This window comes from Thiococcus pfennigii (genome assembly GCF_016583835.1).
Lineage (GTDB): Bacteria > Pseudomonadota > Gammaproteobacteria > Chromatiales > Chromatiaceae > Thiococcus > Thiococcus pfennigii.
In genome coordinates this window covers 1-24736 of the sequence record NZ_NRRW01000005.1, presented here as the reverse complement: position 1 = coordinate 24736, position 24736 = coordinate 1, and the positions used below count along the sequence as shown (strand labels likewise).

Sequence of the window (24736 nt, the reverse complement as noted above, 5' to 3'; positions counted from 1 at the left end):
GCGGGGCGAGGAGGCTCCGCCATTTTCAGCCGCCTAAGCGACTAACAATGAAGCGAAGCGGGAGTCGTATTTTCGCTTTGCGTCTTGAAGAACTGCCCGAATGGCAATTTTTGGAGGTCCCCTTGCGTTCGGTATACAAGGCATGCCGAGGTGGCAGCACCCCCGGAAAATGAGCGAGGCATCTTTCGCGGTGATCCGACGAGTGCACCGTCCATTCTTGGACCATCGCTATCGAAGGCCCGTCACCGCGTCGGCTGCGGGATGAAGTAATCGACCAGATCGAGCGACTCGCCACCCTGTCGGGGGCCTTGCGAATCGAGGTGCACGAGCCCGACGCCCTCGGCCAGATACAGCGTCCGATCGAGCGGGACCGCCAACTCGCGAACGAGCCCGGGCCGGAGCGCCGCCCGGCTGCGGCCCTGAATGCTGAACGCAAACCGCTGATCGACGACCCAGGTATCGATGAACTGCCCCGCGGGGACGTCGACATCGGCGAACCCCGCGACCATGGCATCCATCGTCACCCCCAGCTCAATGCGCGCCTTTTCATCCTCGCCGCGCAGGATCGTGACCTCAACGACGTAGTCTGCCTGCCAGGAGTGCCCTAGTGCCATCTCCTCGAATGGCGGCAACAACACCCCTTCCTGCGACTTCAGCACGATATCGATGACCAGGTCCCCGAACGGCAACGGGATCGACACCTGGTCCGCCGAAGCAGGCCGAATCCCGTCGGCGCTGCACAGATACGCGGTCGGCACCGCCAGGGCGTCACCGTCCGACTCGCTCGCCACCGTCGTCGCGAGCAATGCGAGCGCGGTGTCGCGCGCAACGGGGACCACGGACTCGGTCTCCCGCTCGAGCGACGCCGCCTCCGATCCCGTTGCCGCGTAGGACCAGGCGCTACCCCCGATCATGGCATCGATACGCAACGGCAAGAGGGGGTGATCGCAGAACTGCGTCGGGCTGATGACCTGGGCACTGGCGGGCGCGGCGCCAACCAGCAGAAGGATCGGCAACAAGCGACGCGTGGATTTCTTTCGCATGACGATTCTCCGTTGTCGAGGGTTCGGTGACGCGCGCCCGTCAGAGGTCATCGACGCGCAGTCCTCGCCGAAGGGCCCAATCCGACGACGCCGGCGCCCGCCGGCCCCTGCGGCGCCAGCCAGCATCCGAGGCATCAGACAACCGTAATCCGACGCGGGATCTTGTACGACGACACCATCTGTCGGCACCACTTGCGGAACGCGCGTTCGGTGATGCTCCTCCCCGGTTTCGGCTTGAGGTCGCAGACGACGAGCGCCCCGTAGCGGTCATGCTCCTCGGCGTAGACCCGCACCCATTCGACGTCCGGGTGGGTGCCGAGCAAGCGTTCGACCTCGCGCGGATACACCTTCAGGCCGAAGACGTTGATCATATCCTTCTTCAGCCCCTTCCATGTGAGATAGCCGTCCCGATCGAGGATGCCGAGGTCACCGGTGCGGAACCAGCCATCGGGACTCAAGACCCGAGCGGTCTTCTCCGGTTGGTTATAGTAGCCGCGAAACAGATTCAGGCCCCGCACCAGGATCTCGCCTTCCCTGTCGATACCGACGTCGACGCCCTCGTCGTCGACGATCTTGAGCTCGCAACAGGGTAGCGGCAGGCCGGCCGTGCCGGGGCGGGGCGGGCGATCGCTGGGGTTCCAGGTCACCACCGGGCTCGCCTCCGTCAGACCGTAACCTTCGAGCAGATCGAGCCCGAGACGCTCGCGATAGCGCTCGATGAGCTCCATCGGCGTCTGCGCCCCCCCGGTGATGCAGTTCTTCAGCCGGGCGCAGAGATCGGGGCGTTCCTCCAGCGAGCGCGCCAGGGTCGCGTAGACGGCCGGGACCGATACGATCTGGGTGATGTCGCGTGCCTCGATGACGGCGATGATCTCGTGGGCCTCGCGGAAGGCATCGATCGGATAGGTCGGAACGGCCGCCGCCAACGGGGCGAGAAAGCCGCTCGTGAAGCCGTGGCAGTGATAGAGGGGCAGCACGCAGAGGGCCGCCTCGCCCGCCGTGTTCGATAGATCGAAGCAGGCATCGGCTAGCCATACGGCGTCGTGGAAGATCGAGCCGTGCGTCAGCTCCGCGCCCAAGGCATAGCCCTCTCCGGCCGCCGTATAGACGATCATCGCCAGGTCGTCCTCGTCCATCCGCGCGCAGTGCTCGCAGGGCCGCGCCGAATCGATATCGCCGAGGTGGATGGTCAGCGGGATCTCGGGCTCGATCGTCACCAGCGTCGGGATCGACACGCTCGGTACGAGCTTGTAGGTCTTGAAGAACCGCGGCAGGCTGCGCGCCTCGACGAACGCGAGCCGCGGCCGCGTCTCCATCGCCATGTGCACGAGTTCGTGGGGCCGCACCCCGGGATTGACCGGCACCAGCACAGCCCCGACACGAAAGACAGCGTGGGCGATGACGGCGAAGCCCAGGCAATTGTGGGCCATCAGCAGCACGCGATCGCCACGCCCCAGGCCGAGATCGAGCAGGCCCTGCGTCAAGCGGCAGACGCGCTCGTGGAACGCACGGAAGCTGAGGACCTCGTCGGCGAAACCGATCGCCTCTCGGTCGGGAAAGCGCTCCATGGCGCGATCGAGCAGGAGGCTCAAATTGCCCTGATACGGGATCGATCCGGCCTTCAACGGCGTCTTCTGGTTCATCTTCGCTGCGGCCCGCCTATTCTGATCAATACCGTATTCGATCGCCGAGGATCGCCTCGAGCGTTGCCGTCAGGCACTCCCCGTCCCCACGCCGTTCGGCCAGGGCCGTCAGCTCGATCGCCTCCCAGACCCGCCGGCGCTCGACCGACAGGACCGAGCGAACGAAGGCCTGGACCGCCGGGGCGAGGCCGTCCTGGGGAACGACCCGATTGACCAGCCCGATGCGCAGCGCCTCCGCAGCGCTCACCAGATCGCCACCGACGAGGAGTTCGAGCGCCTTGGACCGACCGACCAGGCGCACCAACCGGTGAATGCCGCCGAGGCCCGGCAGGAGCCCCAGGGCCAGCTCCGGCAGCCCCAGGCGCGCCCTCTCCGAACAGAAGCGCAACTGGCAGGCGAGCGCCAACTCGAGCCCGCCCCCCAGGCAGGCACCGTGGATCGCGGCAATGGTCAGTTTTCTGCTCGCCGCGAGCCGGCTATAGACATCGTTCCAGGCGACGAGGGAGGCCCGCTGCGTCCGACTGCGCGCCGCCGCAGCGATGACCTGCTCGTCGAACCCCTTCGAGAAGGATCGCCCCGACCCGGCCAGGACCAGGACGTCCGGCCCATCATCGGCCTCGAGCCGATCGAGGGCACCGGCGATCCCGCGGAGCATCCCCGGCGTGATGCGGTTCTCGGGCGGATGATCGAGGGTGAGGCGTAGCACCCGCCCAGCCTCGGCACATTCGACGCGTAACCGTTCGGGTCCCTGCCCCATCGTCGCACACCCCTGGCTCTACCCGCCCTGCTTGCCCCCAGCCTCCTCGACCAGTCGCCGGAAGGCCTCGGAGTGGATGCAACGGTGCTGCGCGGCCAGATAATGGCCGAGAAAGTCGTCGTAGCTGGCCGAGAAGCTCTCCATCAGGAGCCGCCGGGCCATCTCCAGGGCGACCGGATGGAAGGGCAGCAGGCTCTCGATGGTCCGCGTCAATAGATCCTCGAACTCGGCCTGATCGCAGACCTGATCGAGGATCCCCCAATCGCGCGCCTCGGCGGCCCGAATCGACCGGCCGGTGAGGATCAGGTTCTTCGCCCGCCCCAGGCCGATGTACTTCGCCAGGCGGAAGGTCGCCATCCCGGGCAGGAAGCCCTTCTCCACCTCGTCGAGGCGGAACACCGCATGCGACTCGGCGATGCGGGCGTCGCAGAGCAGGGCCAACTGCAGACCGCCCCCGGTGCACTCGCCCTGGACTGCGGCGACCGTGAACTTGTTCATCCGCTCCAGATCCCGGCACATGCGTTCCCACTTCTGCAGGCCGTAGATGTCGCGCGGTTTCTCCACGGGGAAGTCGCGCAGGTCGATCCCGCAGGTGAAGACGTCCGCATTGCCGCGCAGGACGAGGACCGCGACATCGCTGGCATCCTCGACCTTGTCGATCAGATCGCTCAAGTCCCTGACCATCTGCATGTTGATCGCATTGCGGCCGTCGGGACGATCGAGGAATGCGGTGACCACGTTGCCGTCGCGCTTCACCTTGAGGGTCTTGTACTGGTACATGCTAAATCCCCTTGTGAGCCATTGCCGAGCGCCTACCAGGCAACCAGAGCGGTCTCGATCGAGGTACCGGGCCCCATCGCGATCACCACCCCGACATCGCCGCTGCGAATCAGGCCTTCACGCGTGAGCTCCTTATACGAAAAGAGGATCGATCCGGACGAGAGATTTCCGTAATTGCGCAGGATGCCGAGCGTGTGGCGCATGTCGTAGTTCGTCAGGCCGATATTGTACTCGATCGCATCGATGACCTTTTTGCCACCCGAATGCACGATCCAATGGTCGACGTATTTGCCCTTGAGGCCATGCCGGCCCAACAGGCGACCGACGGGCTTCTCGACATTCGCCCCGATCACGTATGGGATATCGCGTTCGAGGAAGAACGACAGCTTGGTATTGTCGAGATCGTAGCGCATCGCCCGCAGGGCCTCGGGGATGATGTGCGATTCGAAATCGATGACCCTGGGCCCTTGCTGCCAGGTGTCCGCCGGGTCCTGCCGCACGAGCACGGCCGCCGCGCCATCGCCGAATAGCGAATTGACCACGGCCGTCGACAGGCTGCGGTTGTCGACATAGGCCGCCGAGCAGATCTCGACGCACAACAAGAGCCCGAGCTTGCCTGGATTGGCCGCCGCGTACGAGGTGACGGTCTGCAGGCCGTTCACCCCGGCATTGCAGCCCATGCCGAGGATGTCGACGCGCCGCACGCTCTCGCGGAAGCCCATCTTCTTGATCAGGTGGGCCGTGATACCTGGACACAGGAAGCCGGTCGTGCTCAGCGCACAGAAGAAATCGACGTCATACGGCTCCAGCCCGAGCGGCCGCAGGCACTCCTCGATCGCCTGGCCGCCGATCTCGAGGGCACCGTTGAGGTGCTTGTCCAACAACTGCTGATTGGATTCCTGCGGCAGCGCCCCATCGACCGGCTCGGGCAGGTACAGATAGCGCGACTGGATATGCCCCCCGAGAAAGACGCTGCGGATCTTCGGGCTGGACTCCTGAAACAGCTCCAGGACCTCCTCCTGGGTGTATTTGCAGGGCGGCGTCGCGGTGCCGACGGACAGGATGCGTGGCGCGACCTCGGGCACCGTGAAGCCCGCCTTCTGGCGCCAGTCGTGATTCAGGCTCGAAATTGGCTTGTACAAGGTGCGAGACCCCCCGATTACCGGTTGCTTCTCTTCTCGTAGAGCAACGCCTCGGCCAGCACGGCGAGCTCATCGGCCGGGGGCGCGGCCCGCCCCATCACACGCTTGGCGAGCGTCAGGGCCAGCGCATCCTTCATCGCGATCGCCTCGCCCCAGGCCAATGCCCGATCGAGCAGCGCGGCGCGCGGCACCACCTGGCTGACGAGGCCGTGGCGCAGGGCCGCCGCGGCCGTCCACTCCAATCCGCCCAGGATGATCTCCTTGGCCCGCCCGACGCCGACGATCTCCGTCAAGCGGCGCATGCCCCCGGCCGCCGGGATCAGCCCGATGCCCGGTTCAGGCAACGCGAAGCGCGCCCCCTCGGCGGCGATCCTGAGATCGCAGGCCAATGCCAACTCCATCCCGCCGGCGACCGCAGCGCCGTTGATCGCCGCGATACAGACCTTGGGGTAGCCCTCGAGGCGACGGAAGAGCGCGGCGCTCGCGAGCGCGAGCGCATCCTCGCCGCGCCGAGCGCCGATCTCGCCGAGGTCGGCCCCGGCACAGAAGGCGCGCTCGCCAGCGCCCGTCACGACGAGCACTCGGACATCGCCGGCCGCCTCGAGGCGCTCGAGCACGGCCGCGAACGCGGCCAGCATGGCCGCGTCGTAGGCATTGGCCCGCTGCGGCCGGGCCAACTCGACGACGGCCACGGGTCCGCGCCGCCATTCGCGCAACCCGTCGTCCTGGCGAGGGCTTGTCGCTTCCATCAGGCCACCAGCGAGGCGCGTTCGACGAGACGACCGAAGATCTTCGGATGATAGACCTGTGGTGCCGGGTCGAGCCCCTTGGCGAACTTGCAGAGGCTTTCGCTGAAACCGCACTCGACGACCGTGCCCACGCCAGCGTCGACGAGGACCTGCATCGTGCGCAGCCAGTGCAGCGGAGAGACGATGTTTTGCGCCAACTCCCGCGCGACCGCAGCGGCATCGGTCATGACCACCTGATCGACGGCGGAGACCACCCTGCAACGCGGGGCGCGGATGCGCAGCCGGGGCAGGAACTCGCGAATCCTCGGCCCCGCGGGCGCCATCCACGATGAGTGAAAAGGCAGCACGATCGGCAGCATGGTCGCGTACAGCGCGCCGGCGCTGGTCGCCGCCGCGAGCGCCCGATCGACGTCGGCGCACAAACCGGCCAGTACGATCACCCGCTCGGCACTGACATCGGCGACCTCGACACCCGGACCCGTGTCGCGCACGATCGCCTCGACCACCTCGAGGTCCAACCCGATCACGGCCCCCATGCCGTAGTCCCGCTCGTCGACGACATCGTGGGCGACCCTGACGACGTGTTCGATGAGGTGCAAGCCGTCCTCGAACGAGAGGGCGCCACAGTGCGCCAGCGCGGCGAACAGGCCCATGCTGTAGCCGGCCGCCAACGCGCAGGGCAGGCCCGAGCGCGCGACGACGGCGGCCAGTGCGCAGCTGTCGATGTAGGAGAGATGGTGCTCCCGCAGGCTGTTGCTCAGGGGGTCCGCCGCGGACGCGAGACCGGCCGCAGCGACATCGACGGCGACGATGCCGCGCGCGACGGCGAGCAATCGCTCGCGCTCCTCGTCGAAGCCGACCGGCCACCGCTCGAGCGGCCCCCGGTAGCGCATGCCGAAGGCGGGAAACAGATAGGCGACAGACCGAATCATCTTGGCTCCGAGTCAGGCTCGTTCGAAAGAGGCCGGTGTCGGCACGCGCTAGGCGTCGTATCGGCCGAGGACCAGCGTCGCATTGCAGCCGCCGAATCCGAAGGCGTTCGACAGGGCCACGTCGACCCGTTTCTCACGGGCCTGGTTGGGTACGAAATCCAGATCCAGATCGGGGTCCGGTTCGTAGTTGATCGTCGGCGTCAGGATCCCGCGCGTGATGGTCAAGATCGTGATGATCGCCTCGATCGCACCGCAGGCACCCGCGGTATGTCCGATCATCGATTTCGCCGAGGACACGGGGATCTGCCGTGCCGCCTCGCCGAACACGGACTTGATCGCCGTCACCTCGTAGCGGTCGTTCAGCGGCGTCGAACTGCCATGGGCGTTGATGTAGTCGATCCGCTGCGGCGCGATCGCGGCCTCGCTCAGCGCCTGCGCCATGGTCCTGGCCATGCCCTCGCCGTCGGGCAACGGCGCCATGATGTTGTACGCCTCGCTGGTCATCGCATGGCCGAGGACCCGGGCGTGGATCCGCGCCCCGCGACGCCGCGCCGACGACTCCGACTCGAGGATCGCGACCCCGGCCCCCTCGCCGATCACGAAGCCGTCGCGCCCCGCCGAGAACGGCCGGCTGGCGCCCGCCGGGACATCGTTGCGCACCGAGAGCGCCTGAAGCTCGTTGAAGCCATCCAGGTGCTCGGGATTGAGGATCGAACTGGTCCCACCGACGATGACCAGATCGGCGCGCCCGAGCAGGATCAGATCGAAGGCCTGGGCAAACGCGTACGCCGACGACGCACAGGCGGCCGATACCGTGTAGTTCGGGCCGCGCAGACCGTACTCCATGGCCAACCAGGCCGACGCCCCATGCGGCATCGTCTTCATGACCCAGTACTTGTCGTCGTCGAGGCGCGAGTGGCCGGTATCGGCCCCACCGAAGACGACCGCGCACCGGCTCGGATCGACCTGCGCGAGGTCGATCCCCGCGTCCTCCACGGCGCGCTTGCCGCAGACGTAGCCGAAGCGGATGGCACGGCCCATCTGTCGTAAGGCGCGACGCGCACCATAGGCCGCGGCGTACTCGTCGAACCCGTCTGGGACCTGGCCGCCGATCTGGGTCGCGTGGCCGGTCGGGTCGAAGCGCGTGATGCGACGGATGCCGGATCGGCCGGCAACTAGGCCCTGCCAGGTCGACTCCAGGTCCAGTCCCAGCGAGGTAATGAGGTCCATCCCTGTCACGACCACCGACCTATTCAAGGCACTCTCCTCTTACATCCCCGGCAGGTTCGGCCTGCGCCGATCACATTGTCGCAAGAGGCCGGCTCGAAGAACTCGCCGTCCATCGGCAGAACGACGCCTGACGTCGTCCACCCGACGCCGCCGACCCGGTCCGAGAAGAACCGCCGTCGCGACTCGCCAACCCCGCACCCACGGGGCGCCACGCAGCCCGCGCCCTCCAGGGACTCGACCCATCGGCTCGGTATCGCCGCCCCGCCTCGCTGTGAGCATCGGTCCGATGCAGCGAAATTCCCAGTGTGGCAGTCCGATATCGGGAACGACTGCGCGCCGATCCGCCTGACCTCGGCCGGCGAACTCGCCCGGCAACAGGCCGATGCGCCAGGGCCGATCGCCGCGGGGCGACCAACGCCTCCGGCACCCTGGCCCCGGACGAAGGGGTGTAGCCGAACGCCGTCATCGCATCGACGCCATTCCAGCGAATTCTGGAGGACCTCACCATTGGCGTCGGAGGAATCAAGAAACAGATTGCAGCGAAAAAGACAAGCGGCCTCCGAGCGAGCGAGCCGACGCCTACCCCGGCCGTCAGCGAACGCCTACAGCGAAGACCGAAGAATCGACACACCCGCCCCTCGTGCCGCCGCCGCCCGGCGGCGCAAACCTAGCGGAGGAGGACGTATTCGGAGGGAACGGAACACCCACGCCAGGCCGCAACAAACAAGACATCAATTCGCCATGCCCTTCGATGGTTATCGTACCGGCCTGCCATGATGGATTCATCGAGCGCGACACGAAACGACGACGCCCCACTGGCGCGGCATCGCCGCCTGCCTCGGCGGGCGGCAGTCTACCGCCTCGACCCTGCCGCCGCAACGCGGAAGCGAACAGGTGAAGAGCCCCGAGCATTGACCCTGGCGACCCGCCTTTGCTAGCGTGTCGGCGCGCGGTCGAACGGCTCATCCGGGGCAGCGGGCTCATCCATTCACAGGCCGGACGGCATCGCCAGGCGTGCGAATGGAGGCTCATGCGCGCTCGGCGAGTGCCAACGAGGCGAAGCCGCCAGCGCGGCGTACCGGAGGCGTCGCCGGGGAAACGAACCTTCAGCCTCGAAACGGCAATCGAGTGCTTCGCCATGGAGTCAAACCACGGCAATGGCGAAGATTTTGCTTTTTTCGAATTCGCCGCGCTCGTCTCCTGGCAGAGGCCCGCTCCGGCCGCCGACGCACGCCCCGCGCGGCGACGGCGCTATCGCGAAGCACCGCAATCGGCGGGCATGGCGTCTCCTCGTGCCTTGCCGGACACCCCGCGGGACGCACCTCGCTGGCCGTCGGACCGCCGCCCCTGGGCCCGAGACCCCAGTGGCAATTCGCGCGCCGCCCGCGCCACCCGCCACCTTCAGCCGTCTAAACGATTGAAAATGAAGCGAAGCGGAAATCGCATTTTCGCTTCGCATCTTGAAAAACTGCCTGGATGACAATCGTTCGCGGCCCCCTAGCCCCTCCCCGGCCGGGCCATCCGTGGCCAGCCTGCGGCCAACCGCGCCCCGAAGTTCGAGATACCGATGCAACAGGCCGGGTGGACGGGTTCCGACCCCAAATGCGAGGGCCGATTGGAGCACCCGGAGCAAACATTCCACGCGCCCGATCGACCGCCATCCGAGGAGCGCGATGATGATACCCGCCACGCGCAACGCCGGCGGATCGGCCTTTCGCTTACCGTGAGACAGGCAGCCTCATTTTTCGGGGTGCCGCCACTCGTGCATGCTCGTTAGAATGCCGGCGCGTCCGCCCCGCCGGTGTCGGGGTCGGCGCTCGAAGGGACATCGCCAAGCGATGGGCCGGGGTCCGCCGACGATCCGGTTCAAATCTTCATTATTGAGAGAACGACGTGACAGAGGAAATCTCCCAGGTGTTGGAAGACGCGAAGAAGCGGACCAACCGCAATCGCGTCTGGCGCAATCTCGGCGTACTCGTCGGCGTGACGCTCATCGTCCTCGTCGTCGGTCGCTATTTCCGCACGGACCACACCGCGATCACCTACACGACGGACGCGGTGACACGTGGCGACCTGACCGTCACGATCACCGCCACCGGCTCCCTGAGGCCTGTCAACCAGGTCGAAGTCGGCACCGAGGTATCGGGCACCATCGAATCGGTGAACGCCGACTTCAACGACCGCATCACAGCCGGGCAGATCCTGGCCGAACTCGACACCGATCAGTTGGAGGCAGGCTTCCGCCAGTCCTCGGCAGCCCTGGCCCTCGCCGAGGCGCGGGTCGTCGAGGCCCAGGCGACCCTCACCGAGACCAGCAACCGACTGCGCCGCGTGCAAGATCTGATCGCCAAGAAGCTCTCCTCGCAGGAAGAGCTGGACAGGGCCACGGCGGCGGCGGCGCGCGCCGAGGCCGGCCTCGCCGTCGCCCAGGCCGAGGTCGCCCAGGCGCAGGCACGGCAGGACTCCGACCGGCGCGCGCTGGAGAAGGCGATCATCCGCTCGCCGATCGACGGCATCGTCCTGGAGCGACGAGTCGAACCGGGTCAAACGGTCGCGGCCGCCCTGCAGACGCCCGTGCTCTTCAGACTGGCCGAAGATCTTGGCCACATGGAATTGCACATCGACGTCGACGAGGCCGACGTCGGTCTCGTCGCCATCGGACAGCCGGCGGTCTTTTCGGTCGACGCCTACCCCGACCGCACCTTCCCGGCCAAGATCGAGGAGGTGCGTTTCGCGCCCGAGGTCGTCGCGGGGGTGGTCACCTACAAGACGATTCTCGCCGTCGACAACGAGTCGCTGCTGCTGCGCCCGGGCATGACGGCCACGGCCGAAATCACCGTCACCCGACTCCAGGACGTCGTGCTGGTCCCCAACACGGCGCTGCGCTTCAAGCCACCCGCGGCCACCGAGGAGGAGGAATCGTCCGGCGGAGGCGGCGGCCTGGTCGGGATGTTCCTGCGTCCGCCGACGAGCACGACCAAGCCGGTGACGCGACCCGACGCCGACGGGGGATCCCAGGTCTGGCTCCTCGAGGACAGCCGCCCCAAGGCCGTCACCGTGCAGACAGGCCCGACGGACGGCATCGTCACGCAGATCATCGACGGCGATCTCGCACCCGGCACCCCGGTGGTGGTCGACGCCGTCAGGACGGGAAGCCAATGACCGCCGTCGGGCGCACCGATCCGCCGCTCATCGAACTCGTGCAGGTGACGAAGGTCTATGGCAGCGGCGCGGCCGCGATGCACGCGCTGCGCGGCATCGACATCACCATCGAGCAAGGCGAGTTCGTCGCCGTCATGGGCCCAAGCGGCTCCGGCAAGTCGACGACGATGAACATCCTCGGCTGCCTCGACACCCCGACCTCGGGCAGCTACCGCTTCCGCGGCGCCGAGGTCGGGCATCTGACGCGCGACGAGCGCGCCCTCTTGCGCCGCCAGTACCTCGGATTCGTCTTCCAGGGCTACAACCTGCTCAGCCGGACCTCGGCCATCGAGAACGTCGAGCTGCCGCTGATCTACCGCCGCGAACCGGCCAGCGAGCGCCATGAGCGCGCCCGCCAGGCCCTGAAGGCGGTCGGCCTGATCGGCTGGGAGACCCACACCCCGGCCGAACTCTCCGGCGGCCAGCAGCAGCGCGTCGCGATCGCCCGCGCGCTGGTGACCGAACCCGCCGTGCTCCTCGCCGACGAGCCGACCGGCAACCTCGACTCGGCCCGCAGCCGCGAGATCATGGACCTCCTCACGGACCTCAACCGCACGCGCGGGATCACCATCATCATGATCACCCACGAGCCGGACATGGCCGAATACGCGAACCGCTCGATCCACTTCCTCGACGGACTGGTGGAGAGCACCGTCCCGGGAGATGGGGGCCGCTGATGCTCTGGAACAGCTTCCTGCTCGCCTTCCGCGAGATCCGCCGCAACGTCCTGCGCTCATTCCTCACCGTGCTCGGCATCGTGATCGGCGTCGCCGCCGTGATCGTGATGGTCTTCCTCGGCAGCGGCGCAACCATCGAGGTCCAGCGCCAGATCGAGAGCCTCGGCAGCAACCTCCTCATCATCCGCCCGGGCCAGCGCGTCGGCCCGGCCATCATCTCCGAGGCCAGGCCCTTCGAGGTCGACGACGCCGTCGCGATACGCGACCAGATCGGCGGCCTCGTGGCCGTGGCGCCCGTCTCCTCGCAGCGCATGACGGCGATCGTCGGCAACCGCAACTGGGCGACCAACGTCGTCGGCACCGAGAATGCGTATCTGACCGTGCGCAGCTGGCCGCTGTCGGCCGGCCGTGAGTTCTCTCGGACCGAGCTGAGCACCGGCAAGGCCGTCTGTCTCGTCGGCGCCACTGTCCAACGGGAGCTGTTCGGCAGCAGCCCACCGATCGGCCAGCGCATCCGGCTGAACAACATCGCCTGCCAGGTGATCGGCCTCGTCGAGCCCAAGGGGCAGAGCAGCGTTGGCATGGACCAGGATGACATCGTCATCATCCCGCTGCGCACGATTCAAAGACGCGTGACCGGCAGCCAGAACATCAGCCTGATTTACGCCACGATGCGCGATAGCGCATCGACCGAGGAGGTCAAGGAGGCGATCGCCACCCTGCTGCGCGAGCGCCGGCGCATCGCGCCCTGGGAGCAGGATGACTTCATGGTGACGGACCTCCAGGAGGTCTCCGGGCTGCTGACGGCAACCACGGAGATCCTGACCGCCTTGCTCGGCGCGGTCGCCTCGGTCAGCCTGCTGGTCGGGGGCATCGGGATCATGAACATCATGCTGGTGTCGGTCACCGAGCGCACCCGCGAGATCGGCATCCGCCTCGCGATCGGCGCCCAGGAACGCGAGGTACAGACCCAGTTCCTCGTCGAGGCCATGGTCCTCTCCTCGCTCGGCGGCCTCATCGGCATCGTCCTCGCGATCGTCTCGTCGCTATGGCTGTCGCAGGCCCTCAAGGTCCCGTTCGTATTCGACAGTGGCATCGTCACGCTGGCCTTCGTCTTCTCGGCCGTCGTCGGCGTGGTCTTCGGCTATGTCCCGGCCCGCCGAGCGGCCCAACTCGACCCGATCGAGGCCCTGCGTCACGAGTGATTGGCGCCCGCCCTGGGCCCGGTCAGGGCGGGCCGACCCGGGGCATGCGCGCCCGCAGCGTCTCCTCGCGCTCTTGCTCCTCGAGGGCCGCGGCGACGGTGCGCAGGGCCTCGTCGAGTTCCGGCAGCAGCACGTCCTCCATCGCCCGGGCACGGCGTGCGGTGCGCGTGTACTCGCGGCGCAGCCGCTCCAGGTTGCCGACCAAGACCGCGAGCCGCTGCGCCAGCGGCACCAAGGCCCGAAAGGCGGCCCGGGCGGCGTCGCCCTCGGGGCTCGCGTCGACGGGCGATGGCGGCGGCCCAGTCTCATCCTCAGGCGTCTCCCCCGGCGCCTCCGGCACCTCCTCGAGGACCACTCCGAGCACCGAGCGCGTCGTCGGCGCACCGAGGGCCGGCGGTGCCGGGCTCGCCGGATAGAGGCTCAGCCCCTCGAGACCGTAGCGGGCGACCGCCCCCGCCAGGGCCGCGCGCGCCTCGGCGGCGCGCCTCCGATATTCGCCCATCAGGCGCTCGTGGCGGGCCAGTTGGTCGAGGATCTCGGCGGCCAGGATGAGGCGCTTCTCGTCGAGGAAGCGGTAGCCCTCCTCCATGCCGAGGCGCTCCTCGCGTAGCGCGAGGTAGGCGCTGTGGGTCGCCTTGACCTCGTGCAGCGGCACGCTCAGGCCCCCAAATGGGCGGCGATCTGGGCGTCGCTCAGGCGATGCAGCTCCGCCCGCGGCAGGCCGCGCAGGACCCCCCAGCCGGCCTCGAGGCTCTCCGCCAGGCTGCGCGCCTCGTCCTGATGGACGAGGTCGCCCTCGAAGGCCTCGCCGAACGCGAGGTAGCTGCGGTCGACGGCGGACAGGCCCTCCTCGCCGACGACGCTCGCGAGCAGGCGCGTCTGCTGGGTGCGGGCATAGGCGGCGTAGAGCTGGGCGGCGAGCGCCGGATGATCGGCGTCGGTGCGGCCCTTGCCGGTACCGTCCTTCATCAGCCGCGACAGGCTCGGCAGGACCCGCACCGGCGGGTAGATGTCGCGCCGGTGCAGGTCGCGGTCGAGGACGATCTGGCCCTCGGTGATGTAGCCGGTCAGGTCCGGGATCGGGTGGGTGATGTCGTCGTTCGGCATCGTCAGGATCGGGAGCTGGGTCAGCGAGCCGGGCCGACCGCGGATCCGCCCGGCGCGCTCGTAGAGGGTCGCGAGGTCCGAGTACATGTAGCCGGGATAGCCCTTGCGGCTCGGCACCTCGGCGCGGCTCGCCGAGACCTCGCGCAACGCCTCGCCGTAGTTCGTGAGGTCGGTCAGGATCACGAGCACATCCTTGCCCTCGCTGAAGGCCAGGTATTCGGCGGCGGTCAACGCGAAGCGCGGCGCGAGCAGGCGCTGGGCGCTGGAGTCGCTGGCCAGGTTCAGGAACAGGACGGTGCGCGCCAGCGCCCCGCTGCGCTCCATCTCGCTGCGGAAGAGCTCGGCGCTGTCGTGCGGGATGCCGATCCCGGCGAAGACGATCGCGAAGTCCTGCTCCCTGGCGCGTCCGCCCGGCAGGCGGGCATGGCAGGCGATATCGACGGCGATGCGGTCGTGCGGCAACCCCCCGCCCGAGAACAGCGGCAGCTTCTGACCGCGCACCAGGCTGTTGAGCAGATCGATCGCCGTGAAGCCGGTCTCCAGGAACTCGCTCGGGGCCTCGCGGGCCGACGGCTTGATCGGCAGCCCGTCGACCCGGTAGGCGCGCGCCGCCGGCAACGGCGGACCGCCGTCGAGCGGCTGGCCGATGCCGTTGAAGATGCGCCCGAGCAGGCCGGGACCGACATGGAAGCGCAGCGGCTCGCCGAAGAAGCGCACCCGGGTCCCGGCGAGCGCCAGGCCCGCGGTGTCATCGAGCATCTCGACCGTGATCGTCTCGGTATCCAGCGCGGCGATGCGCCCGAGCCGCACCCGCCCGTCGGCGTCCTCGACCTCGACCGCCTCGTTGAGGCCGACGTCGACGCGCCGATGCAGGAACAGGAGCGGCCCGGCCGCACGCTGGGCCAGCTCTTCGCCGACGAGTCTCGCGTACATCGTCCCCGCCTCCTGTCAGCCCGCCGCCGGCGGGGCCGCGGCGCCCGCGCCATCCGCCGCGCCGCTCTCGAGCTCGCGCAGCCCCGCCGTGAGGGCCTGATCGAGCTCGGAGAAGCGCTCCCAATCGCCCTCGGCGATCTCCTCGCCCATCCGCATCAGGGCACGGAAGACCGGCAGCGCGGCGAGCCGCTCGGGGGCCACGCCCTGGGCGAGCAGCGCCTCGGCGCCGTCGATGAAGCGCCCGATCAGGCGCATCATGACCGCCTGGCGGGCCGGCGTCGCGTAGCGGTCGATCGGCGAGAAGGCCGACTGGCGCAGGAAGGCCTGCTCGACGAGCTGGGCGCACAGGAGCGTCAGGCGCTGGCGCTCGGGCATCGCGTCGCGACCGATGATCCGCGCCATCCGCTCCAGGCGCGCCTGCTCCTCGATCAGGGTCAGGAAGCGCCGGCGCAGACCCTCCCAGCGGGTGCAGCCCTGTCCGTGCCACCAGCGGGCGAGACCGGTGGCGGCCAGGCTGTAGGATTGCAGCGGATGGATCGCCGGGTAGAAGCGCGCCTGGGCGCGCTGGGCGTCGAGCACCCAGAGGCAGCCGACATAGCGCCGCGTGTGGTTGGTGACCGGCTCTGAGAAGTCCCCCGACGGCGGGCTGACGGCGCCGAGCACCGTCACCGCCCCCTGGTTGCCGGCCAGCGTGCGCACCCGCGCGGCCCGTTCGTAGAAGTCCGCGAGCCGGCTGCTCAGATAGGCCGGATAGCCGGCCTCGCCGGGCAGCTCGCCGAGGCGCCCCGAGACCTCACGCAGGGCCTCGGCCCAGCGGCTCGTCGAGTCGGCCATCAGGGTGACGTCGAGGCCCTGATCGCGGAAGTACTCGGCGACCGTAATGCCCGTGTAGATGCTCGCCTCGCGCGCCGAGACCGGCATGTTCGAGGTATTGGCGATCACGACGGTGCGCTCCAGCAACGGCCGGCCGCTGCGCGGATCGACGAGTTCGACGAACTCCCCGAGCAGCCCGGCCATCTCGTTGCCGCGCTCGCCGCAGCCGACGTAGACGATGACGTCGGCGGCGCACCACTTGGCGACCGTCTCCAGGAGGACCGTCTTGCCGGTGCCGAAGCCGCCCGGGATCGCGCCGGTGCCGCCGCGGGCGATCGGGAACAGGCAATCGATGATCCGCTGGCCGGTCACCATCGGCTCGTCCGACGGCAGCCGAGCCGCAACCGGCCGCGGCAGGCGCACCGGCCACTCGTGGCACATGGTCAGGTCGCGGCTCGCCCCGTTGGCCGTGCGTACCCGGCAGATCACCTCGTCGTCGCGGTACTCGCCGGCCCCGGCGACCTCGGCGACGGTGCCGGGTACCAGGTCGGGCGGCGCCAGGCACTGCTGGACCGCCCCCTCGACCAGCCCGATCTCGCCGAGCGGCTGGCCGGCGGCGAGGGCGTCACCCGGCGTGCAGAGCGGGCGGAAATAGAAGGTCGAGGCGCTGCCCTCGCCCAGCCCCGGCGTCACGTACGGATCGGCCGGATCGCCGAGCGGGCGCAGCAGGCCGTCGAAGATGCGCCCGAGGAGGCCCGGACCGAGCCGCACCGACAGGAGCTGCCCGCGCCCCTCGACCGGCGTGCCCGGGCGCAGCCCGCTCGTGTCCTCGTAGACCTGCACGACGATCTCGTCGCGGGCGATGCGGATGACCTCGCCGAGCAACCGCTGCGGCCCGACCGCGACCGCCTCGCGCAGCCGGAAGGTCCCATCGGGCCGCGCCCGCAGCACCGGCCCATTGATCCAGGTCGTCGTCGCCGTGCTCATCGCGAGGTCCCGGGCGGCCCGATCTCGGCGGCCCGCTCGGCCGCCTCCCGCAGGGCCAGCAGCCGCGCCTCCAGGCGCACCCGATCGCGCAACAGACCGGCCAGGCTCGCATCCAGGATCGCCCCGCCGCAGGCGATCGTCAGCCCGGCGACGAGCCCGCCGTCGGCGAGGAAGCGCGGCCGGTGGCCGAGCCCAAGCCCGAGATCGACGGCGAGCGCGCGCCGTTCGGGCTCGCTCCAGTCGGGTGCGTGGCGGATCACCCAGTGTCCATCCGGTCCGGGCGGCGGGAGCCGCTCGCGCGCCGACCGCAGGTGGTGCTCGGCCCAGGTGCGCCGCCCGGCCGGCGTGCGCCAGCGCCCGCGCAGCGCCGCCTCCAACCGCGGCCAGGCCGCGGCGAGCCGGCGCGCGCTGCGCCGCTCGCCGCGGTGGCGCAGGCGGGTCTCGCGATCGGCATGGATCGCCTCGATACGGGTGCGGGCGCGGTGGCGTTCGGCCTCGATCTGGGCATGCAGATGGGTCCGCTCCTCGGCGAAGGTGCGCCGCAGCAGCGCCCCGGCCTCGGCCCGCGCCTGGGCGAGGCGCCGCCGGCACTCGGCCTCGCGATACTGGGCGACGAGATCGAGCAGCCCCTGTTCGCGCTCGGCGAGTCTCATTCGCCCATCCCCAACTGGCGGCGCAGGGCCGCGGCGACATCGGGCGGCGGGTGCTGGCCGCGGATGTCGGCGACGACCAGGACCAGCGGCCGGGCGGCCTGCAACGCCGCGCGCAGCCGCCCGGCCGGCAGCCAGTCCGCGACCTCCGCCGTCAGTAGGATCAGCTCCGCCTCGCCGCAGAGGGCCTCGAAGAGCCCCGGCAGGGCCGCCGGCGTCGGCACATGGACGGCGACCCCGGCCAGGCGAAAACCAACGGCGCTCACCTCGTCGCCGATGAAGGCGCAGGCGCCCATCTCAGCCGAGCCGGTTGAGGATCAGCACGGAGACGATGACCCCGTAGATCGCGATCCCCTCGGCGAGCCCGACCAGGATGATCGCGCGGCCGAAGAGCTCCGGCTTCTCGGCCAGCGCGCCGACGGCCGCGGTGCCGACGGCCGCCACCGCGTAGGCGGCACCGAGCGACGAGATGCCGGTCGCGAGCGCGGCGGCGACGAAACCCCAGCGCATCACGACGGGATCGAGCCCGCCGCCGGCGAGGGCCTCGGCGGCCTGCGCCGGGGACTGCCAGAGGAGCAGGCTGGAGAGCCCGGCCAGCAGCGCAGTCATGGCGACCAGGGAGGCGACGAACAGGCCTTTTCTTGTCATCGGCGATCTCCGAACGCAAGGCGATACCTAGTGACGCCTGAAGTACAAGCGGCACATCTTCTTGGACGCACCGAAACACGCGAGAAACGCGAAAAGGCCAAAGATCATTATCCGCTGTTTTTCGCGACTTTCGTGTATTTCGTAGTCTCCCTTCCTTCCCCTCGCTCGTGTTGGTTGTTTCTGCACCCTTCCTGAGGGGACTCAAGGCCGGCATGGGTGCGGTTCGTCCCTCACCACACCCGACACGGCGGACCTTCACATTGATCTCAGGCCACGCCGACCATCGCCGGCGGTGGCGGCAGCGGCCGGAAGACCCGACCACCGCCATGCAGAAACCGATTGAAGAACTCGAAGAGTACCAGCCGCGTCGTCTGGATCGAGACGACCAGGCCCTCGAGGGCGATGATCACCAGGTTGCCGGCGATCAGGATCGCGAGGCCGGCGCCGGCCGGCGCCGCCGCGGCCATCGTCACGATCGCCGCCGACAGCGCGGCATGGGCGAGCGCGAAGGCCCCGATGCGGGCGAACGACAGCGTGTTGACGAGGAGCTGCAGCGCCCGCTCGACGAGTTCGCCGAGCGCCGCGAGCCGCACCGACCAGCGACCCGACAACGTCAGGGCCCCGACCAGATACCAGGCGAGCCCCGGCCACACGAGCCAGGCGGCGCCTGGATGAAGCAGCCAGCCCAGGAGCCCGAGATAGACGAGCAGCAGCCCCGCATCCAGGCGCAGCCAGCGACCGAACTCGCCGCCCCGCTCGGCGCCGAACCCGGCGAGGACCTGGCCCAGGCTCAACAGGCCGACGCCGAAGGCGAGCGGCACCGCGAGCACGCGGACCGGCTCGTCGAGCGGGTGGAGCCAGAGGGCCGGGATCAGGTCCTCGCGGCCGAACAGGCTGCCGAACAGGACGCCGAAGGCCATCGACGCGAGGCCGCAAACGAGGATCAGGCGGGCGAGCGGCCGGGCCGTCTCGCGCCGCCCGCGAAACCGCCGGTCCAGCCACCCACCGAGCAGCGCGAGGACGAGCCCCTGGCCGAGGTCACCGAACATGTAGCCGAACAGCAGCGGCACGACGACGGCCAGGATCGGCGTCGGGTCCGCCTCGTCGGCGTCGGGGGCGCCCAGGGCGCGCGTGAAGAGCTCGAAGGGTCGCAGCCAGCGGGGATTGACGAGGATCTGCGGCGCGCGGACCGCGGGCGGGGGCTCGGCGAGGCGCAGCAGGGCCCGCGTCTGCGAGTGCGCGAGTGCGTCGATCAGGGCGCCACCGTGCGGGTCGTCCGTCCAGCCGGTGATCCAGACCAGCTGATCGCCGGCCCGCTCGAGCGCCCCGACGTGGCGCGCGAACCAGGCCAGCCAGGCCACCTCGCCGAGGACGTCGCCGAGCGCGAAGTCCTCGAACAGGGCATCGAGCTCGGCGTAGCGATGGACGATCCCGGTCGCGAGGGCCTGGCAACGTGCCCGAAGCTGCAACCCGGCCTCGGTGGCATCGCCGCGCAGCCAGGCCGGGCGTTCGATGATCCGACCCTTCACGGCCTGGACCTGACGCTTGGCCGCGGCGATGCCGGCCGCCGGGCCGAGGATCAGGAGGCACTGTTGGTCATCCCAGGGGACGCGCCGGGCGATCACCGAGGCCGGCAGCCGCGGGTCCGCCTCGCGCGGCAGGATTGCGCAGGAGGTCGCGAGCACCGGACCGCACTCGCTCACCAGCCGGTAGTCGAGCTGTCCGGCGGTCAGGTGGGCGATGATCTTAGTCAGCCAGCGCAGGTGGGCGAGTTCCTCCTCGTCGGCCTGCAAGGCGACGATGAGCGGATCGGCCTCGCGACGCCAGGCGCCGAGCCGCCCCAGCGTCAGGTCGAGCAGCGCATCGGGCGAGCCGACCAGTGGCGACTGGCGCAGTCGGCCGCGTTCCCAGTAGCGGCCGTAGCGCGCGTGCAGCCGCTCGTACTCGGCGAGCCCGGCGGCCAGGTGGCGCAGCGGCTGCTCCGTCGGCGCGGCGCGGCGCAGCTCGACCTCCAGGGCGCCGGTCGCCGCGAGCGTCGCAACGGTGCGCACCCCATCGCGACGGCTGCACAGGACCTCGAGCCAGCGGGCGGCCTGCGGGCGCAACATCAATCGGCCTCCGCGACGAACAGGGCACGCCCGATCAGCTCGGCGCGCAGCCGCTCCAGGTCCAGCGCGACCAGGGCCAGGAAGATGAAGGCGGTCACCGGCTGCAACGGCGACAGGTGGAAGCGGTGCTGAAGCTCGCCCCGCAACGCGCGGCGCAACGGCCAGGCGGCGCTCGGCGGCGCGGCGCGAAAGGCCGTGGCGTGCGCCCCGAGCAGCGCCAAGAACCCCGTCAGGCCGGCGCGCGTCGCGCCGCCGCAGCGCGGCCAGCGCCCACGCCACTCGCGCAGCCAGGCCGCCGCGACCTCGTCACCGTCAGCGAGCAGCGGCCCCAGGCCGGCCTGCGCCAGCGCCGCCGGACGGGGCTCGCCGGCCTCGTCGAGCAAGGCGGCGAGCAGGTAGTCCTCGCGGGCCCAGGGCGGCGGCGTCCCGCCGCGGGCGAGTGCCGCGAACAGCGGCAGACACGGCAGCCAGCGCGTCCAGGCGACGGCCGCGCGCCACCCTTCTGGCACCCAGTCGGCAAGGGCATCGACGGCGTCGCGAAAGTGCAGACGCAGGCCGCGTTCCAGCTCGTGCACCCCGCTGTGGCGCGAAAACCCCTTCACCCACGGGCCGAAACGCAGCACGCGCGCCTCGGCCAGGCAGGCGGTCAGCGTGCGCGTCGCCGCGAGGCGGCCCCAGGCCGCCTCGTCCGGCAGCGCCGCGCAACGCGCCTGCATGCGGGCCTGGGCGTAGGCGAACGGACGGGCGGCGACGATCATGGCGCGGGGCCGACCATCTCGTCGAGGAGGCGCGCGATCGCCTCGTCCATCGCGACATCGGGGGGACCGGTCGGGACCGGTGTCGCGGCCCCGTCCTCGTCCGGGTCGATCGGGATCGCCGCAAGATCGGCCAAGACCTGCTCCAGGCACCGATCGGCGATCCGATGCACGAGTTGGACGCGCTGCTCGGTGCGGGCACGGACCCGTTCCGCCCGTGCCTGGGCCGCGGCGAGGATCGCCTCGGCCTCGGCCGCGCACTGCGCGACGCCGGTGCGTGCATCCCGCTCGGCGGCGAGGATGCGGTTGATGGCCTGATCAATGGCCGCAGTATCGGAGGGGTCGGAGACCATGGCGTAGCTCGGGATCGACGACGGACGACACAACGAGGCGGGAAACGCGTCAGACCCGGCATGGCCAACCGTCGGCCCCTCGCCTAGAGTCTTAGCATAGCCCGTCGCCGGCCGGCGGCCCGCCCCGCCATTGACCGGGGTCAAGACGATCGCGAACCATGGCCGAGCGGCGCCCCGACGACCCTGCCGGCCCGGCACCCGACCTCGGAGACACCCGCATGGCCACGCCCCCCGCCCCGTCCGTCACCTCTCGACCCGCGCCCAAGCGCCGGCGACGCCGCGCGCCTGCGTGCCGGCCGGCATGCCTGCTCGCACTCTCGACAACGCTCGCCGCCCTACCCGCCGGCTGCGCCTTCGACGGCCCGCCGGCCGCGACCGGGCTGTCGCTGACCGTCACGGCCCCCATCACGATCCCGCCCGGCAGCGCGCACGTGGTCCTCCAGGACGGGCGGCTCGCCTCTGCGGGCAACAGACTCGAACCCTACTGCGAGCTGGAGGTGCGCACCGTCTCCGGCGACCAGCCGCAACGGATCACCAGCGGCGAATTCCGCGTCAGCCGCGCCAGCCACCGTCCCCTGCGCGACCCCACCACGCGCATCCCCGCCCTGCTCGGCCTGCGCAGTTGCGCCGAGCCGATCTTCCAGGAATTCACATGGTGGCTCGCATCGACCGCGCCCAGCGACGTCATGTACCTGCGTTGCCTCGCCCCCTACTACAACTGCGACTTCGGCCCGCCGCTCTCGCCGGCCCAGGTTCAAGCGCAGGTGGGGCGCTATCTGACGATCGGCTCGTCGCCGACCCCGCCCGATGGCGGATCGGCGCCATGAGCCCGGGCGTCGGCCGCGACGAGGCCCTGACCAACGTTCAAGACGAGCCCGCCCGTGCGCGGGTCATCGCCGAGGCATTCGCAGGTTTACCGCGAGAGTCCGCGGCATCGTAAGGATGTGGCGAGGAACGAACTGCGCCCGAAGCGACCTCGCGAACGGTGCGGTTCACAAGCTCACCGCACCTGGTCAGCCGTGCCGGGACACCCTGCGCGCCCCAGAAGCGAAGCGGAAATCGCATTTTCGTTTCGCGTCTTGAAAAATCGCCCGGATGGCAATTTTTCAAGGTGCCCTTCAGGAAATCTCCCGACTTGTGGGTGATCGGTATGGATACCCGGTGCGTACCCTATTCATGTCGCTTCGCGCTGCACTGCGCACAGGTGCCCAGCACCTCCACGACCGGTCGCTTCGCACGGAATCCAATGGCCTTGCCAGCCGCCTTCAGGCTCTCGGCCACGCGGAGATCCTCGACCTCGGCGACTTCGCCGCAGGCATCGCAGATCAAGAACTGACTCGCGTGCGGATGATCCGGATGCGCACAGCCGACGTAGGCATGCAGGCTCTCGAGCTTGTGCACCAGTCCCTGTTCGAGCAGAAAATCCAATGCGCGATAGACAGTCGGCGGCGCGGGATTCTTGACGACACCACGCATTCGCTCCAGTAACTCGTAAGCGGTCAGCGGTTTGTCCGACAGGCACAACATGCGCAGAACCGCCTTGCGTTGATCGGTCAAGCGCACGCCGCGTGCGCGGCACAGCCCTTCGGCACACTCCATCACCTGCATGAATTCTTCATTGTTCACGGACTCATCCTCGCAACATGCCCCGCGAGACGGCCCGTCGGCCGCGGCGGCGATCAAGGATCAGGGCAACGATCGCAGACACGATAAAGACCCCGCCCGCGAGCGGCATGATTGACCGGCCAACCGACGAGTCATGACCACGCGATAAGGTCAAGCCGACGACGCTCACTGCCGCTCCCAGCGGGAGGGCGATCCACCTCGTGCGCACAAGGGAATGCGGATAGTGCCCGGCCAAGACAGAGATCGACCGTTGGGTAGCCGCGGAGTTCGTAGACCACCTCCGCCAGCAGCGCCAAGCCCCGATCTGCGCCTCCCGCTCGGGGCACCCGGTCGACCGGCGCATCAGTGAGCCGACCAGCAACTGGCACATGATACGTCGGTCCTCGGCTGCACCTGGGTGCAGCCGGCATGAAACCCCGACAACCGTCGTCGGGTGCCGTCGCTGCCGCGGCCATCGATTCAGGATCGATCAGGACCATGACGCATGACGAGCCGGCACATCGTCTGCAGGATGCTGTTATGTTATATCGTTACGCTATGTTATAACATATTTTTCGCAAGACCCATCCATGCCTCGGCGCGCGGTGCATCCCGAGGCGGGGTCCCACACCCAGCGACGGAGACTATCGACGATGAAGAGATCGCTATTGGGCTTCGCAGTCGCGGCGACACTGGCTGTCCCAGCGGCGGCGACGGCGGCTGACGGCACCGAGATAGCCGAAATCAAGCGCATGATCGAGCAGATGAAGGCCGACTACGAGGCAAAGATCGATGCCCTCGAACAACGACTGAAGGCTGCGGAGCGCACGGCCGAGACGGCCGCGACCGCGCAACGGGCGAGCGCGTCCGAAACGGTCGAGCGCAAGCCCAGCGGCATGGGTTCCCTGACCTCGGGTACCGCATTCAACCCGCAGATCTCGGTCATTCTCGATGGAAATTACTACCACGACGATATCGACGGCGAGGGTAGCGAACTGCTCGGCATGGCCGACGGCATCAGTCATGCGCACGGCGCTGGCCATGACCACGGTGGCGGGCACGGGCACGCGCACGGCAGCGCAGAGCAGGGTTTCAACTTCCGCAGCGCCGAGATCGCCTTTTCCGCCAGCGTCGACACCTATTTCGACGCAACCGCCCTCCTGGCCATCGATGCGGATGGCGGAGTCGATCTCGAAGAGGCCTGGTTCCAGACCCGCTCGCTACCCAATGGCTTGAAGCTGAAGTTTCTCATTTCCGCATAGCGAGATCATAATATAAGCAAACACTAATGAACGCGCATATTAGTGAAAGCTTATTGACGAATGCCATGCGGCGGCAATGACAAAAAGGGTGTGACAAGCGCGGGCAAATCGGCGAATAAACAAGCAGTTAAAGGTGAATACGGGCTCGCTTCGGCG

General features: G+C 69.1%; 23 protein-coding genes. 5 read left to right on the top strand and 18 right to left on the bottom strand.

Features of this window, described 5'->3' with window-relative positions:
* Nucleotides 1-242: 242 nt before the first annotated feature.
* The 8 genes from CKO41_RS02820 to CKO41_RS02785 all read right to left on the bottom strand — a co-directional run bounded on the left by CKO41_RS02820 (nucleotide 243) and on the right by CKO41_RS02785 (nucleotide 8291).
* Nucleotides 243-1094, bottom strand: coding sequence for a hypothetical protein (locus tag CKO41_RS02820; protein ID WP_207143668.1), 852 nt, complete (start codon nucleotides 1092-1094; stop codon nucleotides 243-245).
* Between the two features lie 83 nt (nucleotides 1095-1177).
* Nucleotides 1178-2686: a class I adenylate-forming enzyme family protein gene (locus CKO41_RS02815; protein ID WP_200250966.1), complete on the bottom strand. Its 1509-nt coding sequence runs from the start codon at nucleotides 2684-2686 to the stop codon at nucleotides 1178-1180.
* 25 nt (nucleotides 2687-2711) lie between these two features.
* Nucleotides 2712-3443 (bottom strand): enoyl-CoA hydratase/isomerase family protein, encoded by a 732-nt coding sequence (locus tag CKO41_RS02810; RefSeq protein ID WP_200381197.1) that lies wholly within the window; start codon nucleotides 3441-3443, stop codon nucleotides 2712-2714.
* Between the two features lie 18 nt (nucleotides 3444-3461).
* Entirely contained in the window at nucleotides 3462-4223 is a 762-nt protein-coding gene (locus CKO41_RS02805) for an enoyl-CoA hydratase/isomerase family protein (RefSeq protein WP_200250962.1), read from the bottom strand.
* Between the two features lie 32 nt (nucleotides 4224-4255).
* A complete protein-coding gene (gene dpgA, locus CKO41_RS02800; protein ID WP_200250961.1) occupies nucleotides 4256-5365 on the bottom strand; it encodes a 3,5-dihydroxyphenylacetyl-CoA synthase DpgA in 1110 nt (369 codons plus the stop codon).
* A 17-nt stretch (nucleotides 5366-5382) separates the two neighbouring features.
* Entirely contained in the window at nucleotides 5383-6114 is a 732-nt protein-coding gene (locus CKO41_RS02795) for an enoyl-CoA hydratase/isomerase family protein (RefSeq protein ID WP_200250960.1), read from the bottom strand.
* Complete coding sequence (locus CKO41_RS02790; RefSeq protein ID WP_200381196.1) at nucleotides 6114-7046, bottom strand: ACP S-malonyltransferase; 933 nt, start codon at nucleotides 7044-7046, stop codon at nucleotides 6114-6116. Before CKO41_RS02790 ends, CKO41_RS02795 begins: the two co-directional genes overlap by 1 nt.
* 48 nt (nucleotides 7047-7094) lie before the next feature.
* Complete coding sequence (locus CKO41_RS02785; RefSeq protein WP_338115530.1) at nucleotides 7095-8291, bottom strand: beta-ketoacyl-[acyl-carrier-protein] synthase family protein; 1197 nt, start codon at nucleotides 8289-8291, stop codon at nucleotides 7095-7097.
* Between the two features lie 1878 nt (nucleotides 8292-10169).
* Here CKO41_RS02785 and CKO41_RS02775 point away from each other — a divergent pair.
* From CKO41_RS02775 to CKO41_RS02765, 3 genes are read left to right on the top strand one after another with little or no spacing between them, the layout of a single operon-like run.
* Nucleotides 10170-11438, top strand: a complete 1269-nt coding sequence (locus tag CKO41_RS02775) for an efflux RND transporter periplasmic adaptor subunit (protein ID WP_200381193.1) — start codon at nucleotides 10170-10172, stop codon at nucleotides 11436-11438.
* Nucleotides 11435-12154 (top strand): ABC transporter ATP-binding protein, encoded by a 720-nt coding sequence (locus tag CKO41_RS02770; protein WP_200253466.1) that lies wholly within the window; start codon nucleotides 11435-11437, stop codon nucleotides 12152-12154. Before CKO41_RS02775 ends, CKO41_RS02770 begins: the two co-directional genes overlap by 4 nt.
* On the top strand, nucleotides 12154-13359 hold the full coding sequence (locus tag CKO41_RS02765) for an ABC transporter permease (RefSeq protein ID WP_200381192.1): 1206 nt from the start codon (nucleotides 12154-12156) through the stop codon (nucleotides 13357-13359). The genes CKO41_RS02770 and CKO41_RS02765 overlap by 1 nt, the downstream gene beginning before the upstream one ends.
* Nucleotides 13360-13381: 22 nt before the next feature.
* Here CKO41_RS02765 and CKO41_RS02760 read toward each other — a convergent pair whose 3' ends face one another.
* The 9 genes from CKO41_RS02760 to CKO41_RS02720 form a co-directional block, all read right to left on the bottom strand.
* Nucleotides 13382-14014: a V-type ATP synthase subunit D gene (locus CKO41_RS02760; protein WP_200381191.1), complete on the bottom strand. Its 633-nt coding sequence runs from the start codon at nucleotides 14012-14014 to the stop codon at nucleotides 13382-13384.
* 2 nt (nucleotides 14015-14016) lie between these two features.
* Complete coding sequence (locus tag CKO41_RS02755) at nucleotides 14017-15399, bottom strand: V-type ATP synthase subunit B (protein WP_200381190.1); 1383 nt, start codon at nucleotides 15397-15399, stop codon at nucleotides 14017-14019.
* A 15-nt stretch (nucleotides 15400-15414) separates the two neighbouring features.
* On the bottom strand, nucleotides 15415-17199 hold the full coding sequence (locus tag CKO41_RS02750) for a V-type ATP synthase subunit A (protein WP_200381189.1): 1785 nt from the start codon (nucleotides 17197-17199) through the stop codon (nucleotides 15415-15417).
* On the bottom strand, nucleotides 17196-17852 hold the full coding sequence (locus CKO41_RS02745) for a hypothetical protein (protein ID WP_200253476.1): 657 nt from the start codon (nucleotides 17850-17852) through the stop codon (nucleotides 17196-17198). Before CKO41_RS02745 ends, CKO41_RS02750 begins: the two co-directional genes overlap by 4 nt.
* Nucleotides 17849-18145 carry a V-type ATP synthase subunit F gene (locus tag CKO41_RS02740; protein WP_200253478.1) on the bottom strand — a complete coding sequence of 99 codons (297 nt, stop codon included), beginning with the start codon at nucleotides 18143-18145 and terminating at the stop codon, nucleotides 17849-17851. Before CKO41_RS02740 ends, CKO41_RS02745 begins: the two co-directional genes overlap by 4 nt.
* Nucleotide 18146: 1 nt before the next feature.
* The gene (locus CKO41_RS02735) at nucleotides 18147-18497 is read right to left on the bottom strand and encodes an ATP synthase subunit C (protein ID WP_200253480.1); all 351 of its coding nucleotides are present in this window, start codon (nucleotides 18495-18497) and stop codon (nucleotides 18147-18149) included.
* Between the two features lie 266 nt (nucleotides 18498-18763).
* Nucleotides 18764-20605 carry a V-type ATP synthase subunit I gene (locus tag CKO41_RS02730; RefSeq protein ID WP_200381188.1) on the bottom strand — a complete coding sequence of 614 codons (1842 nt, stop codon included), beginning with the start codon at nucleotides 20603-20605 and terminating at the stop codon, nucleotides 18764-18766.
* On the bottom strand, nucleotides 20605-21363 hold the full coding sequence (locus CKO41_RS02725) for a hypothetical protein (RefSeq protein WP_200381187.1): 759 nt from the start codon (nucleotides 21361-21363) through the stop codon (nucleotides 20605-20607). Before CKO41_RS02725 ends, CKO41_RS02730 begins: the two co-directional genes overlap by 1 nt.
* On the bottom strand, nucleotides 21360-21713 hold the full coding sequence (locus CKO41_RS02720; protein ID WP_200381186.1) for a hypothetical protein: 354 nt from the start codon (nucleotides 21711-21713) through the stop codon (nucleotides 21360-21362). Before CKO41_RS02720 ends, CKO41_RS02725 begins: the two co-directional genes overlap by 4 nt.
* A gap of 218 nt (nucleotides 21714-21931) precedes the next feature.
* Between CKO41_RS02720 and CKO41_RS02715 the strand changes: the two genes are divergently transcribed.
* Nucleotides 21932-22540 carry a hypothetical protein gene (locus tag CKO41_RS02715; RefSeq protein ID WP_200381185.1) on the top strand — a complete coding sequence of 203 codons (609 nt, stop codon included), beginning with the start codon at nucleotides 21932-21934 and terminating at the stop codon, nucleotides 22538-22540.
* A 343-nt stretch (nucleotides 22541-22883) separates the two neighbouring features.
* Here CKO41_RS02715 and CKO41_RS02710 read toward each other — a convergent pair whose 3' ends face one another.
* Entirely contained in the window at nucleotides 22884-23321 is a 438-nt protein-coding gene (locus CKO41_RS02710) for a Fur family transcriptional regulator (RefSeq protein WP_200254630.1), read from the bottom strand.
* Nucleotides 23322-23971: 650 nt separating this feature from the next.
* Between CKO41_RS02710 and CKO41_RS02705 the strand changes: the two genes are divergently transcribed.
* Entirely contained in the window at nucleotides 23972-24580 is a 609-nt protein-coding gene (locus CKO41_RS02705; protein WP_200381184.1) for a hypothetical protein, read from the top strand.
* The last annotated feature ends 156 nt before the right edge of the window (nucleotides 24581-24736 follow it).

What these genes read in the sequence shown, in the direction of transcription:
- CKO41_RS02710 (WP_200254630.1), bottom strand. Translation starts at nt 23,321, where the DNA reads ATGCAGGTGATGGAGTGTGCCGAAGGGCTGTGCCGCGCACGCGGCGTG.
- CKO41_RS02765 (WP_200381192.1), top strand. Translation starts at nt 12,154, where the DNA reads ATGCTCTGGAACAGCTTCCTGCTCGCCTTCCGCGAGATCCGCCGCAAC.
- CKO41_RS02805 (WP_200250962.1), bottom strand. Translation starts at nt 4,223, where the DNA reads ATGTACCAGTACAAGACCCTCAAGGTGAAGCGCGACGGCAACGTGGTC.
- CKO41_RS02740 (WP_200253478.1), bottom strand. Translation starts at nt 18,145, where the DNA reads ATGGGCGCCTGCGCCTTCATCGGCGACGAGGTGAGCGCCGTTGGTTTT.
- CKO41_RS02745 (WP_200253476.1), bottom strand. Translation starts at nt 17,852, where the DNA reads ATGAGACTCGCCGAGCGCGAACAGGGGCTGCTCGATCTCGTCGCCCAG.
- CKO41_RS02755 (WP_200381190.1), bottom strand. Translation starts at nt 15,399, where the DNA reads ATGTACGCGAGACTCGTCGGCGAAGAGCTGGCCCAGCGTGCGGCCGGG.
- CKO41_RS02795 (WP_200250960.1), bottom strand. Translation starts at nt 6,114, where the DNA reads ATGGAAGCGACAAGCCCTCGCCAGGACGACGGGTTGCGCGAATGGCGG.
- CKO41_RS02820 (WP_207143668.1), bottom strand. Translation starts at nt 1,094, where the DNA reads ATGACCTCTGACGGGCGCGCGTCACCGAACCCTCGACAACGGAGAATC.
- CKO41_RS02735 (WP_200253480.1), bottom strand. Translation starts at nt 18,497, where the DNA reads ATGACAAGAAAAGGCCTGTTCGTCGCCTCCCTGGTCGCCATGACTGCG.
- CKO41_RS02730 (WP_200381188.1), bottom strand. Translation starts at nt 20,605, where the DNA reads ATGTTGCGCCCGCAGGCCGCCCGCTGGCTCGAGGTCCTGTGCAGCCGT.
- CKO41_RS02750 (WP_200381189.1), bottom strand. Translation starts at nt 17,199, where the DNA reads ATGAGCACGGCGACGACGACCTGGATCAATGGGCCGGTGCTGCGGGCG.
- CKO41_RS02770 (WP_200253466.1), top strand. Translation starts at nt 11,435, where the DNA reads ATGACCGCCGTCGGGCGCACCGATCCGCCGCTCATCGAACTCGTGCAG.
- CKO41_RS02790 (WP_200381196.1), bottom strand. Translation starts at nt 7,046, where the DNA reads ATGATTCGGTCTGTCGCCTATCTGTTTCCCGCCTTCGGCATGCGCTAC.
- CKO41_RS02715 (WP_200381185.1), top strand. Translation starts at nt 21,932, where the DNA reads ATGGCCACGCCCCCCGCCCCGTCCGTCACCTCTCGACCCGCGCCCAAG.
- CKO41_RS02810 (WP_200381197.1), bottom strand. Translation starts at nt 3,443, where the DNA reads ATGGGGCAGGGACCCGAACGGTTACGCGTCGAATGTGCCGAGGCTGGG.
- CKO41_RS02720 (WP_200381186.1), bottom strand. Translation starts at nt 21,713, where the DNA reads ATGGTCTCCGACCCCTCCGATACTGCGGCCATTGATCAGGCCATCAAC.
- CKO41_RS02725 (WP_200381187.1), bottom strand. Translation starts at nt 21,363, where the DNA reads ATGATCGTCGCCGCCCGTCCGTTCGCCTACGCCCAGGCCCGCATGCAG.
- CKO41_RS02705 (WP_200381184.1), top strand. Translation starts at nt 23,972, where the DNA reads ATGAAGAGATCGCTATTGGGCTTCGCAGTCGCGGCGACACTGGCTGTC.
- CKO41_RS02815 (WP_200250966.1), bottom strand. Translation starts at nt 2,686, where the DNA reads ATGAACCAGAAGACGCCGTTGAAGGCCGGATCGATCCCGTATCAGGGC.